General features: G+C 69.4%; 11 protein-coding genes. 8 read left to right on the top strand and 3 right to left on the bottom strand.

Annotated features, from left to right (window positions below):
• Positions 1-58: 58 nt before the first annotated feature.
• Complete coding sequence (locus ACIBK3_RS35875) at positions 59-568, top strand: MarR family winged helix-turn-helix transcriptional regulator (protein ID WP_399371847.1); 510 nt, start codon at positions 59-61, stop codon at positions 566-568.
• A gap of 109 nt (positions 569-677) precedes the next feature.
• On the opposite strand, the gene ACIBK3_RS35870 is transcribed toward ACIBK3_RS35875, so the two are convergent.
• A complete protein-coding gene (locus ACIBK3_RS35870; RefSeq protein WP_399371846.1) occupies positions 678-2213 on the bottom strand; it encodes an MFS transporter in 1536 nt (511 codons plus the stop codon).
• Positions 2214-2400: 187 nt separating this feature from the next.
• Positions 2401-3054 carry a TetR/AcrR family transcriptional regulator gene (locus ACIBK3_RS35865; RefSeq protein WP_399371844.1) on the bottom strand — a complete coding sequence of 218 codons (654 nt, stop codon included), beginning with the start codon at positions 3052-3054 and terminating at the stop codon, positions 2401-2403.
• 466 nt (positions 3055-3520) lie between these two features.
• Between ACIBK3_RS35865 and ACIBK3_RS35860 the strand changes: the two genes are divergently transcribed.
• Both ACIBK3_RS35860 and ACIBK3_RS35855 read left to right on the top strand, forming a co-directional pair.
• Positions 3521-4807 carry a M6 family metalloprotease domain-containing protein gene (locus ACIBK3_RS35860; protein ID WP_399371842.1) on the top strand — a complete coding sequence of 429 codons (1287 nt, stop codon included), beginning with the start codon at positions 3521-3523 and terminating at the stop codon, positions 4805-4807.
• A 396-nt stretch (positions 4808-5203) separates the two neighbouring features.
• A complete protein-coding gene (locus tag ACIBK3_RS35855) occupies positions 5204-6901 on the top strand; it encodes an IclR family transcriptional regulator C-terminal domain-containing protein (RefSeq protein ID WP_399372019.1) in 1698 nt (565 codons plus the stop codon).
• Positions 6902-6981: 80 nt separating this feature from the next.
• Here ACIBK3_RS35855 and ACIBK3_RS35850 read toward each other — a convergent pair whose 3' ends face one another.
• On the bottom strand, positions 6982-7644 hold the full coding sequence (locus tag ACIBK3_RS35850; protein ID WP_399371841.1) for an NADPH-dependent FMN reductase: 663 nt from the start codon (positions 7642-7644) through the stop codon (positions 6982-6984).
• Between the two features lie 336 nt (positions 7645-7980).
• Between ACIBK3_RS35850 and ACIBK3_RS35845 the strand changes: the two genes are divergently transcribed.
• The 5 genes from ACIBK3_RS35845 to ACIBK3_RS35825 all read left to right on the top strand — a co-directional run bounded on the left by ACIBK3_RS35845 (position 7981) and on the right by ACIBK3_RS35825 (position 13086).
• On the top strand, positions 7981-8742 hold the full coding sequence (locus ACIBK3_RS35845) for a DeoR/GlpR family DNA-binding transcription regulator (RefSeq protein WP_399371840.1): 762 nt from the start codon (positions 7981-7983) through the stop codon (positions 8740-8742).
• An 82-nt stretch (positions 8743-8824) separates the two neighbouring features.
• The gene (locus ACIBK3_RS35840; protein WP_399371838.1) at positions 8825-10177 is read left to right on the top strand and encodes an ABC transporter substrate-binding protein; all 1353 of its coding nucleotides are present in this window, start codon (positions 8825-8827) and stop codon (positions 10175-10177) included.
• Between the two features lie 79 nt (positions 10178-10256).
• Complete coding sequence (locus tag ACIBK3_RS35835; protein ID WP_399371837.1) at positions 10257-11216, top strand: carbohydrate ABC transporter permease; 960 nt, start codon at positions 10257-10259, stop codon at positions 11214-11216.
• On the top strand, positions 11213-12100 hold the full coding sequence (locus tag ACIBK3_RS35830; RefSeq protein WP_399371836.1) for a carbohydrate ABC transporter permease: 888 nt from the start codon (positions 11213-11215) through the stop codon (positions 12098-12100). Before ACIBK3_RS35835 ends, ACIBK3_RS35830 begins: the two co-directional genes overlap by 4 nt.
• Complete coding sequence (locus tag ACIBK3_RS35825; protein ID WP_399371835.1) at positions 12097-13086, top strand: zinc-dependent alcohol dehydrogenase family protein; 990 nt, start codon at positions 12097-12099, stop codon at positions 13084-13086. Before ACIBK3_RS35830 ends, ACIBK3_RS35825 begins: the two co-directional genes overlap by 4 nt.
• Positions 13087-13284 lie beyond the last annotated feature (198 nt).

Below are 13284 nucleotides of genomic sequence, written 5' to 3'. Positions count from 1 at the left end.
GAAGACTGTACGCCCCATTTGTTTAAGATTCAAGGAGAGTTCTCGTACAGTGGAGTACATGAACACGGCATCCGCACCCGCTGAAGAGCCACGCTGGCTCACCGACGAGGAGCAGCGCGTCTGGCGTTACTACATGCACGCCACGACCCTCTTGGAAGACCATCTGGACCGCCAGCTGCAACGTGACGCCGGCATGCCGCACATCTACTACGGCCTCCTCGTCAAGCTCGCCGAGTCCCCGCAACGCCGGCTGCGCATGACCGAGCTGGCCATGCACGCGAAGATCACCCGATCCCGTCTCTCGCACGCGATCGCACGCCTGGAGAAGAACGGCTGGGTGCGCCGCGAGGACTGCCCCTCCGACAAGCGGGGCCAGTTCGCGGTGCTCACGGACGAGGGCCGTCAGGTGCTGCGGCAGACCGCGCCGGGCCATGTGGCGGCCGTACGCAACGCGATGTTCGACCGGCTCACCCCGGAACAGCAGAAGTCCCTCGGCGAGATCATGGAGATCGTCGCCGAGGGACTCCAGCCGAACGAAGCCGGCGCGGACCTGCCCTGGCTGCGCTGAGCGCGACCAGGGCAGGTCCTGAAGGACGTACGTACGGGGCGTCCCCTTCCCCGTACGTACCGATCGCCCGAAGGGGTACGACCTGACGGGAGCCGTCAGACGGGCGCCGTCAGTGGGCGATCACCGGCACGGCCAGCTCGTCCTCGGCGCCCTCGACCACGCCCTCGCCGGTCACCGGGGTCGAGCCCGGGCGGCCGGTGTTGATGAGGGTCGCGGCGACCGTCGCGGCCAGCACCAGGATGCCGACGGCGAACCAGATCGCGTTGGTGTAGCCGTGCACCTGGCCCTCCAGCTGGACCAGCTGCTGCTGGGCCTTGGAGCCGGCGCCACCGATGTGGTCCTTGATGTACGAGGTCGTCGCCGAGGCGGCGATCGTGTTCAGCAGGGCCGTACCGATCGCGCCGCCCACCTGCTGCGAGGTGTTGACCATCGCGGAGGCGACACCGGCGTCACGCGGCTCGACACCGTGCGTGGACAGCGACATGGCGGGCATGAACGCCGTACCCATGCCGAGGCCGAGCAGGATCATCCCCGGCAGGATCGTGCTGGCGTACGAGGAGCCGATCTCCAGCTGGGTGAGGACCAGCATGCCGGCCGCGGCGACCAGGAAGCCCGGAGCCATCAGAAGGCGCGGCGGGACCCGGGTCATCAGGCGGGTGCCGATCTGCGTGGAGCCCACCATCATGCCGCCGATCATCGGCAGGAAGGCGAAGCCGGTCTTGACCGGCGAGTAGCCCTTCACGATCTGCAGGTAGTAGGTCAGGAAGAGGAACAGGCCGAACATCGCGATGATCGCGAGGCCGAGGGAGAGGTAGACGCCTCCGCGGTTGCGCTCGGTGATGACGCGCAGCGGCAGCAGTGGGGCCTTGACCCTGGACTCGACGAGGACGAACGCGGCGAGCAGGACCGCCGAGGCCACGAACAGGCCGACCGTCGTCGAGTCGCCCCAGCCGTCGGACTCGGCGCGGGTGAAGGCGTAGACGAGGGTGACCAGACCGAGGATGGAGAGGATGACGCCCGGGATGTCGAGCGGCGAGCGGTTGCGGCCGCCGGCCGGCTCACGGATGACGTAGTACGCGCCCGCGGCCGCGATGATCGCGAACGGGATGTTCACGAAGAACGTCCAGCGCCAGTCGAGGTACTCGGTGAGGACACCGCCGAGGATGAAGCCGACCGCGCCGCCGCCACCGGCGATGGCGCCGTAGATGCCGAACGCCTTGGCACGCTCCTTGGGCTCCGTGAACATCACGGCGAGCAGGGAGAGCGCGGCGGGCGCGAGCAGTGCGCCGAACGCGCCCTGGAGGGCCCGGGCGCCGAGCATCATCGCCTCGTTGGTGGCCGCCCCGCCGAGCGCGGAGGCGCCGGCGAAACCGATCAGACCGGCGACGAAGGTGCGCTTGCGGCCCCACAGGTCGGCGATCCGGCCGCCGAACAGCAGCAGACCACCGAAGGCGAGGGCGTAGGCCGTGATGACCCACTGACGGTTGCCGTCGGATATGCCCAGGTCCTGCTGGGCGGACGGCAGGGCGATGTTCACGATGGTCGCGTCGAGCACGACCATCAGCTGGGCGAGCGCGATGAACGTCAGCGCTTTCCAGCGGTTGGCGTCCGGGACGCCGGGAGCCTTGACGGCTGTTTCAGACATGGGGATACCCACTTCGGGACTTCGGGACGGAAAAACGTGTCGTGAGGGACGGCTCGTCGATGCGTCGTTGCTGACGAGGCCGGACGTTCTGTGGAAGCTCTGGGAGAGTTGACTGGTCCGGGGGCCTGAACTCATCGGTGAAAACGGTCGGGCCCGGACTCAGTGGTCAGGTCGATCGGTCAGTCGGTCAGGCCGGTCGGGCCCGGCGGAGGTCCTCCATGGTCGTGGCCGTGCCGGGGAGGGTGGAGCGGGCCGGGGCCCGCAGTCCGTCCAGGAACAGCTGCAGATGACGGTGCAGGAAGCGGTCGGCGTTGACGCACGCGGTTCCGGCCGGGGGCCGGCTGAGCTGGGCGACGGTGACCATCAGGTCGCCGACACCCACGTCGGTGCGCATCTGTCCGGCCGCCTTGGCGCGGTCCATGAGCGCGTCGACGGTCTGCTCGAGGCGCTCACGTGCCGCTTCCAGGTCCGGGTGGTTCTGGTCGAAGGTGGTCGCGACCATCGGGCACAGCGCGCTGACCCGCTCGTCGGCGGAGACATGCACGAAGCGCTCCAGCGCCGCGAAGGCGTCGCCGCTCTCGGCGAGCGCCTGTTCGGCCGCCTCCGAGGTGCGGTCCATGACCGAGCAGACGACCTCGCGGACGAGGGCGTCGCGGTCCGGGAAGTTGCGGTACACCGTGGCGTTGCCGACGCCGGCCCGGCGGGCGATCTCGTCGAGCGGCACGTCGGGGCCGAACTCGGTGAACATCTCCCGGGCTGCGGTGACGATCCGCTCCCGGTTGCGCAGGGCGTCGGCACGGGGCCGGGCCACCTTGCGCTGCACGGGGGTAGCGGTCTGCACGGCGTACTCCTCAGGTTCTTGATGCTGATGGGCGACGATCCGGGGAAGGCCTCCCCGTTTCGCTCGGACACATGGCTAAACGGGGAAACGGTCCCCGGTTATTTCCCGCCATGCGGAAGAATCCTTGTGACCTGAGTCACATCCCCTCGGACGGGAAAAACCCACGTTCGGTCTCCTTCAGATCGCGCCCGCCACCCCCTCGCCACAGGGTGATCGAAGGGGCACGAAAGGGCGCAGCCTTCAGGTCGGCGGCTGCCGCGGACCGAAGGGGCCATCCATGCAGCCGCAGCCTGGGAGACGCCGGGGGGACACGCGCGGGTCCGCGGTTCCTTCCGGGGTTCCTTCCCGGGTTCCTTCCCGGGTTCCTTCCGGGGTTCCTTCCCGGGTTCCTTCCGGGGTTTCTTCCGCGGTTTCTTCCGGGGTTCCTTCCGCGGTGCTGCACCGCCGTCGCATACGCCCGCGCCGCATGGCCGCTCTCGCCTCCGTGACCGTGCTGACCCTCGCGGTCAGCACCTCCGCCGGCATCGGCCACCTCCCCCCGCCCCTCACCATGGCCGGCGCGGGCCCCGTCCCTCCCGCCCGCTCCGCCGCCCACGGCCCCTGCATGATCAGCGGTGAACCCACGGTCCAGATGTCGGAGGGCGTCACCACCCCCGGCGGCTACTCCCGCTCCACCGGCACCGTCCACGCCCTCACGCTGATGGTCGACTTCTCCGACGCGCCCGGCCAGGGCAGCGCCCAGAGCCGTTTCCGGGAGTTCTTCCCCCAGACCCAGCAGTGGTTCGGCACCAGTTCCTACGGCCGCCTGGACTACCGCCCCGAGACCCCGATCCCCGGCTGGCTGCGCCTGCCCAAGCCGTTCCGTTCCTACGGCATAGAGCGCGGCGCTCCCTTCGACCCCGGGTACCGGCAACTGATCCAGGACATCGTGGCCGCGGCCGATCCCACCGTGGACTTCCGGTCGTACGACTTCCTGAACGTCCTGATGACGCCGAACGTCGGCCCGTCGGCCCTGGACACGGTCCTGTCGGTGACCTTCGCGGGCAACACGCAGGCTCCGGTCGCTGATGGCGTCCCCGTCGCGAACGCCTCCTTCGTCTACTCCCGCCAGGACGACGGCTCCGGCGCCTACGACCGGACCGGCTACCGCGTCCTCCCCCACGAGAACAGCCACGTCTTCGGACTGCCCGACCTCTACACCCAGGAAGGCGGGGGCGCCGTCGGCCACTGGGACATCATGAGCGAGGACTGGGGAGCCAACAACGACCTGCTCGGCTGGCACAAGTGGAAGCTCGGCTGGCTGGACGCGACCCAGGTCGCCTGCGTCGCGGCACCGGGGACGAGCGAGTACACGCTCACACCACTGGGCCGGGCGGGCGGGTCCAAGCTGCTGGTCGTCCCTCTCGGCCCCAACACCGGCTACGCCGTCGAAGTGCGCACCCGCGAGGGCAACGACGAGGTCGTGTGCCGCCCGGGCGTCCTCATCTACAAGGTCGACGCGAACGTGGAAACCGGCCAGGGCCCGATCAGGGTCTACGACTCCCACCGCGACAGCGGCGGCTGCACCCGCACCCCCAACGTCCACGCGGAACTCTCGGACGCCCCGTTCGCCCCCGGCGAGGAGTTCAGGGACCTGAGGAGGGGGATCCGGGTTTCGGTGGTGGGGGCGGATCTGTCGGGGTCGGGGGGGTATCGGGTGCGGGTTACTCGGGGGGCGGGAGTGAAGGGGGCGGGAGTGAGAGGGCCGGAGTGAGAGGGCCGGAGTGAGGGGGAGGGTTTCGGTGCGCGTGCGAGTGGGGCGGGGGTAAGGGCCGGGCCGCCGGCACGGGCGGCCGGCACGGGCGGCCGGCACGGGAGGCCGGCACGGGAGGCCGGCACGGGAGGGGTCCGAAGATCAGCCCGCCGGATTACGGTAGGCCTGCCGCGATCGCCGTACCGGAGAGCCGATGCCCGCTGAGACGTTCCTTGGACGAGAGTCCGACGACAGGCCGACGACTGCCCGCAGGGGCGCGCTGTGAGGTGGCCCGGCGGCGCCGACGAGTCGGGGGACGGGTCGGCTGATTCGGCCGGCGGGCCGATGAGCGGGGCGGCCGGTGGGGCGATGGCCGGGTCGGCCGGCGCGGCGGCGAGCGCGTCGGCCGGTGAGCCGATGCGCGGGGCGGCCGTCGCGGCAGCCGCCGTACCGGCTGGGGAGGTCGTACCGGCTGGGGAGGTCGTACCGGCCGTTCCGGCCGAGGCGGTCGCGCCGTTGATCCGGGGCGTCTCCGTGCTGCGGCGACTCACCGACGCCGGGGGCACGTTGAGCCCGAGCGCGCTTGAGAGGGCCACCGGTCTCGCCCGCTCCACCGTGGACCGGATCACCTCCACCCTCGCCGCCATGGGATACGTATGCCTCGACGGCCGGGACGTCGTCCTCGCGCCCCGCCTGATGGAACTGGGCAACGCCTACCTGGCCGCCCTGCGCCTGCCCGCCCTCCTGGCCGCCCACGCGGACGCCCTCGCCGACGAGTTGGACGAGTCGGTCTCCCTTGCGGTCGGCGACCTCGACGGCATCCGCTTCATCCACCAGGCCACCCGCCGCCGCGCCATGTCCCTGAGCTTCCGCATCGGTGACCTGCTCCCGGCCGAACGCACCGCCCCCGGCCCGCTGTTCGCGTCGGAATGGACACGGGAGCAGTGGCGGGCGTGGCGGGAGCGCCGGGCGGCGGACCCGGAGGACCGCGGCTTTCCGGCCGTACCGCCACGGGAACGCACCTCCCCGGAGGCCGCCGCGGACTCCGCCGACTCCGACTTCGACTCCGACTTCGAACGGCGTGCCGCCCGTGCGCGCCAGAACGGCTGGGCGCTGGACGACCAGTTGATCGAACCGGGGCTGGTCGCCGTCTCCGTACCGGTACGGGATCCCGGTACCGGCCGGATCGCCTGCGTGGCGAGCGTGGTGAGCCACACCAGCCGCCACACCGCGACCGACCTGCGCGACACGCTGCTTCCCCGGCTGCGGACGGCGGTGGCGGAGATGGAGGGGGTGCTGCGGGATACGGGCGCACCGGAGCCGGTGTCCGGCGAGCCGACGGGCCTGGCAGCCTGGACCGGGGCGTCGAAGCAGAGGCTGGGCAGGGAGTTCATCGAGTCGCTGGCCCGTGGGCTGACGGTCCTGACGGCGTTCGGCGAGGGCAGGCCCGCGCTGACCCTGACGGAGGTGGCGCAGGCGACCGGCCTGGCGCGCGCGACCGCACGCCGGGCGTTGATCACGTACGAGCACCTGGGCCTGGTGGCCCCGGGCCCGCACCGCACGTTCGCCCTCACCCCCCGCGTCCTGTCCCTCGGCTTCCCGCCCCTCTCCCGCACCTCGCTCCCCCGCATCGCCGACCCGCACCTGGCGGAACTGGCCGCCCGGCTCCACGAGTCGGCGTCACTGGCGGTCCTGACCCCGACGGGCGAGGAGATCCAGTACACGGCCCGGGCAGCCGCGGACCGTGTGATGAGCGTGGACATCACGGTCGGTACGCGCCTCCCGGCACCGGCGACGTCACTCGGCCGTGTGCTGCTGGCGGCGCGAGAGGAGAAGGGGACCTCTTCCGTACCTCCCCAGGTACTGGAGGACGTACGAGAGCAGGGTTACGCCCTTCTCGACGAGGAGTGGGAGGACGGTCTGCGCTCGATCGCCGTACCGATCCACGACCGCACCGGCACGGTGGTCGCCGCGGCGAACGTGGCCCTGCACGCGGCCCGCCGCACGGCGGAGGAATGCGTCCAGGACATCCTGCCGGAGCTGAGGACGACGGCGGCACGCATCGAAACGGAGTTGGGAGTGGCGGGACGGTTCGTACGGCTGAAGCTGTACTAGTTACCGTCTGGCTGCTGGCCAACAGCCGTCTGACTGCCGTCTGGCTGTGTCACAGGTACCAGTTGGGCTGGACTCCCGCCTCACCCCGCGTACGCCCGGGCGGTCCGCCCCTCCCGCAGGGTGATCCCCCACCAGGCGAGCTGGTCGAGCAGCACGGCGGCCGCCTTGCCCACACCCTCCGGGTCCCGTGGCCGCCCCCGTTCGTCGAACTGCTCCCAGGCCATGTGAAAACTGACGGTGTCCCGGACCGTGACGGCATGCAACTCGGCGAAAACCTGCCGCAGTTGCTCCACGGCCCGCTGCCCGCCGGCCATCCCCCCGTAGGACACGAACCCGACCGGCTTGGCCTGCCACTCACGGTGGACATGATCGAGTGCCAGCTTCAGCGCGGCCGGATACCCGTGGTTGTACTCGGGCGTGACGACGACGAACGCGTCAACCTCACCGATCCGCTGCGCGAGCCGCGGAGCGTCACGGGATTGACCACCGGAGTCTTCACCGGAGTCCCCACCTGAGTCATCACCGGAGTCCCCACCGGAACCCCCACCGGAATGATCACCGGATCCGTCGACCCTCAGCCCCAGCTCGGCGGCGAGGGCGGGCTCGGCCAAGTCGATCACATGGATCTCCATGTCCTCCCGCTTCCGAGCCTCGGACACGAACCAGTCGGCGACCTTGTCGGCGAACCGCCCGGCCCGAACACTGCCGATGAGAACGCCGATCTTGAGCGGATGTGTATGCATGCAAGGAACGTAAAATCTCAACCTAACTTGAGGTCAAGCCCACACCGGCCCCCTGGCCACCGTGTCCTGATCCTTTCGGACATACGGGCAGCGATCGGGCACATCCCGGGCGGCTAGCAGGCAGCGACCTCCGCGCTCCAGCGCCCTCCACCGCGTCAACCAGGGGATCCACACTCCGAAAAACGGGCATATTCGGTCACGAACCGCGTCGCGGCGAACCTGGCCAGTAACCGCAATCGACTAGTAGAAATTTGGCCACCAGAGCCCGCCGGGCCGGGCTCCGGAACGCAGCCCACTCGGGCGCGACTTGCGGAGCCGTGAAACGGAGGTGTCGCCGTGGACACCGAGGAACGAAGACGCGGAATCCTGGAAACGGCACGCCGTGAGGGATCTGTCGATGTAGGAGAACTCGCCGCCGAACTGGGGGTCTCCAAGGAGACCGTGCGGCGCGACCTGAACGCACTGGAGAGACACGGGCTGGTCCGGCGCACCCACGGCGGTGCCCATCCCGTGGAGAGCGCGGGCTTCGAGACCACGCTCGCCTTCCGTACCACCATGCACATCCCCGAGAAGTCCCGGATCGCTGCCGCCGCGGCCGCACTGCTCGGGGACGCCGAGACCGTCTACCTCGACGAGGGCTACACCCCGCAGCTCATCGCCGCCGCCCTCCCCCGCGACCGGCCACTGACCGTGGTCACCTCCTCGCTGGCCACCGCGGGTGCCCTGGCTCCCGCCGAGAACATCGCCGTGCTGCTGCTCGGCGGGCGGGTGCGTGGCGGGACGCTGGCCACGGTCGACCACTGGGCGACCCGCATGCTGGCCGACTTCGTCATCGACCTGGCGTACGTCGGCGCGAACGGCATCTCCCGCGAGTACGGACTCACCACCCCCGATCCCGCGGTCGGCGAGGTGAAGGCCGAGGTCATGCGGGTCGCCAAACGCCGGGTGTTCTCCGGCGTCCACACGAAGTTCGGTGCCGTCAGCTTCTGCCGGTTCGCGAACGTCATGGATTTCGAGGCCATCGTCACCGACGCGGGGCTGCACACCTCCGAGGCCCACCACTACGCACTGCTGGGTCCCCAGGTCATCCAGGCCTGAGCCGCAGTTCCTCTCCCCATTCCACCCCCCGTAAGGCCGGGGCCCTGGTTCCCCATGCCCTCGCACACTCCTGGAGTCAGTCATGCCATCGACCAGATATGTCCTCCTCGCGGGCGCCGCCGCCACGGCCCTGCTCGCCACCGCGTGTTCCGGAGCCGGGGCCGGCGGGTCCTCCGGCGGCGGCAAGAGCATCAACGTGCTGATGGTCGGCAACCCGCAGATGGAGGACATCGCGAAGCTGACCAAGAGCACCTTCACCAAGGACACCGGCATCAAGGTCAACTTCACGGTCCTGCCCGAGAACGAGCTCCGCGACAAGGTCACCCAGGACATCGCCACCCAGGCCGGCCAGTACGACGTCGCCACCATCGGCGCCTACGAGGTACCCATCTGGACCAAGAACGGCTGGCTGCACGAACTCGGCTCCTACGCCGACAAGGACACCGGCTTCGACAAGGCCGACCTCCTCAAACCGATGGTCCAGTCCCTGTCCGGCTCCGACGGCAAGCTCTACGCCCTGCCGTTCTACGGCGAGTCGTCCTTCCTCATGTACAACAAGGACGTCATGAAGGCCAAGGGCGTCACGGTGCCCGAGCACCCGACCTGGCAGCAGATCGCCGACATCGCCGCCAAGGTCGACGGCGCCGAGCCCGGCATGCGGGGCATCTGCCTGCGCGGCCTCGCCGGCTGGGGCGAACTCGGGGCCCCGCTGACGAGTGTGGTCAACACCTTCGGCGGCACCTGGTTCACCAAGGACTGGAAGGCCCAGGTCAACAGCCCCGCCTTCAAGAAAGCCACCACCTTCTACGTCGATCTGGTCAAACAGCACGGTGAGGCGGGCGCGCCGCAGGCCGGGTTCACCGAGTGCCTGAACGCGATGAGCCAGAAGAAGGTCGCGATGTGGTACGACGCGACCAGCGCGGCCGGCTCGCTGGAGGACCCCGCCTCCAGCAAGATCGCCGGCCATGTCGGATACGCCTACGCGCCCACCGTCAAGACCAAGGCCAGCGGCTGGCTGTGGGCCTGGGCGTGGGCGATGCCCAAGACGACGAAGAACGCCGACGCCGCCTCGAAGTTCATGCTGTGGGCCTCCAGCAAGAAGTACGAACAGCTCGTCGGCGACAAACTCGGCTGGGCCCGCGTCCCGGCCGGCAAGCGGGCCAGCACCTACGACATCCCCCAGTACCAGAAGGCCGCCGCCTCCTTCGGTGACCTCACCCTGAAGTCCATCGAGGCGGCCGACCCGGCCAACCCCGGCATCCAGCCCCGCCCGACGGTCGGCGTCCAGTACGTGGCCATCCCCGAGTTCCAGGACCTGGGCACCAAGGTCACCCAGGAGATCTCCGCCGCCATCGCCGGCAAGACCAGCGTGGACACCGCACTCGACGACGGCCAAAAACTCGCCGAGACCGTCGCGAAGAACTACCAGAAGTGACCCTCAGCGCCCGGCCGGTGCTCCCACCGGCCGGGCGTCACTTCCCCGACCCCGGCCGTCACTGGCGGAGGAACCCTTCATGACCACGCTCACCGCACCCCCCGACACAGCACCACCACCCACCCGTGTCCAAAAGTCCTCCGGCTTCAGCAAATGGAAGCGCCGCGCCCCACTGCTGCCGGCGCTGATCTTCACCATCGTCGTCACCCAACTCCCCTTCGTGGCCACGCTGGTGATCTCCACCTTCCAGTGGAACATCCTCAAACCGGGCCAGCGCCACTTCGTCGGCCTGTCCAACTTCCGGTTCGTCTTCACCGACGAACGGCTGCGCACCGCCGTCCTGAACACCGTCGTCCTGACCGCGTCGGTCGTCCTCATCAGCGTCATCCTCGGCCTCGGCCTGGCCATGCTCCTCGACCGCAGGTTCTTCGGCCGGGGACTGGCCCGCACCCTGCTCATCTCCCCGTTCCTCGTCATGCCCGTCGCCGCCGCACTCTTGTGGAAACACGCCATCTACAACCCCGACTACGGCCTGCTCAACGGCACCCTCAACGCCCTCTGGCGACTCTTCGGCGCCTCCAACGGCCCCACCATCGACTGGATCTCCTCCTACCCCATGCCCGCCGTCGTCGTCTCCCTGGTCTGGCAGTGGACCCCGTTCATGATGCTGATCCTCCTGGCCGGCCTGCAGGCACAACCCGGCGACGTCCTGGAAGCAGCCCGCATGGACGGCGCATCCGCGACGGCCACCTTCCGCCACATCACCCTGCCCCACCTGCGCCAGTACCTCGAACTGGGCATCCTCCTCGGCACCATCTACGTCGTGCAGACCTTCGACGCCGTCTACACCATCACCCAGGGCGGCCCCGGCTCCCAGACCACCAACCTGCCCTACGAGATCTACCTGACCATGTTCCGCAAATACGAGTACGGCCAGGCAGCCGCCGCCGGCGTCGTCGTCGTCCTCGGCTCGATCGTGATCGCCACCTTCGCCCTGCGCACCATCGCATCCCTCTTCCGCGAGGAGGTATCCCGATGACCGCTCACGCAGCAATCGCCGCCCCAGGGGCAAGGTTCAAGAAGCTCCTGCGCCAAGGCGACGACCAGGGCGGTGCGCCTCGGCTGTCGCCGCTGTGGACGTTCGTCGCCTGGCTCGCCACCCTCGCCTTCTTCGCACCCGTGGCATGGATGGTGCTCACCTCCTTCCACCAGGAGGCGGACGCCGCGACCAACCCGCCCACCCCCCTGGCCCCCCTCACCCTGGACCAGTACAAACTCCTCTTCAGCCGGGACATCACCCCCTTCCTCCTCAACTCCGCCATGGCCAGCGTCATCTCCACCCTGCTGGTGCTCGCCCTCGCGGTACCGACGGCCTACGCGCTGTCCATCAAACCGGTCCGCAAATGGACCGACGTGATGTTCTTCTTCCTGTCCACCAAGTTCCTCCCGGCCATCGCGGCCCTCCTGCCGGTGTACCTGATCGTCAAGGACGCCGGGATGCTCGACAACGTATGGACGCTGATCGTCCTCTACACCGCCATGAACCTCCCGATCGCCGTGTGGATGATGCGCTCCTTCCTCGCCGAAGTCCCCAAGGAGATCCTGGAAGCCGCCGAGGTCGACGGAGCGGGCCTGCTCACCGTCCTGTGGCGCATCGTCGCCCCCGTCGCCATGCCCGGACTCGCCGCCACCTCGCTGATCTGCTTCATCTTCAGCTGGAACGAGTTCATGTTCGCCGTCAACCTCACCGCCACCCAGGCCTCCACCGCACCCGTCTTCCTCGTCGGCTTCATCACCAACGAAGGCCTCTTCCTCGCCCGCCTCTGCGCCGCCGCCACCCTCGTCTCCCTCCCCGTCCTCATCGCCGGCTTCGCCGCCCAGGACAAACTCGTCCGCGGCCTGTCCCTAGGAGCAGTCAAGTGAAAGCCGCTGTCATCGAAGCCCCCGGCAAGGTCAACGTCACCACGGTGCCCGATCCCACTCCCGGTCCGCGCGAGGTCGTGGTCGACGTGGCGGCCTGCGGGCTGTGCGGTACCGATCTCCACATCCTCCAGGGCGAGTTCGCGCCGAGACTGCCCATCGTCCCCGGTCACGAGTTCGCCGGGGAGGTCGTGGGCCTCGGCAGCGAGGTCACCGAACTCGCGCTCGGCGACCGGGTCGCCGTGGACCCCTCCCTGTATTGCAACGAGTGCCGGTACTGCCGGGCCGGCCGGAACAACCTCTGCGACCGGTGGCAGGCGATCGGCGTGACCGTGGCCGGTGGCGCCGCCGAGTACGCCGTGGCACCCGTCGCCAACTGCGTACGGCTGCCGGACCACGTGGACGTCCAGGACGCGGCCCTGATCGAGCCGCTGTCCTGCGCCGTACGCGGTTACGACGTGCTCAACAGCCGGCTCGGCTCCCATGTCCTCATCTACGGCAGCGGAACGATGGGCCTGATGATGCTGGAGCTGGCCAAGCGCACCGGTGCGGCCTCGGTGGACGTCGTCGACGTCAACGCGGAACGGCTGGCGACGGCCGAGAAGCTGGGCTGTTCACAGTCGGCATCGTCGGCCGACGAGTTGGGACGACCGACGGGCTGGGACGTGGTGGTCGACGCGACCGGCAACGCCGCCGCCATCCAGGACGGCCTGGACCGGGTCGCCAAGGCGGGCACGTTCCTGCAGTTCGGGGTCTCCGACTACGCGACGACGGCCACCATCTCGCCGTACCGCATCTACAACCAGGAGATCACCATCACCGGCTCCATGGCGGTGCTGCACAGCTACGAGCGCGCGGCGGAACTCTTCGCAACGGGAGTGCTCGACCCCCAGGTCTTCATCAGCCACCGCCTGCCCCTGACGGAGTACCCCCAGGCACTGGACCGGTTCGCCGCCGGCCAGGGACGCAAGATCGTCGTACTGCCCTGACCTCGCCACTCCCCGCCTGGACGGGGCCCCGTTTCAGGACGGACTACGGGACAGATGGCCGGTCCGCCCAGGTCGGCCTGTAGTGCGCGGGCACCAGGACACGTGAGTGGCTGGTCCGGGTGCACCAGGGGAAGACGGCAGCTGGGGACGATGCCCGGCGGGGCGCCGGAGTGAAGGGTTGGAGGCGCGTGAATCTCA

This window comes from Streptomyces sp. NPDC050287 (assembly GCF_044459385.1).
Classification (GTDB): Bacteria; Actinomycetota; Actinomycetes; order Streptomycetales; family Streptomycetaceae; genus Streptomyces.
This window is presented reverse-complemented; position numbering and strand designations above follow the sequence as displayed.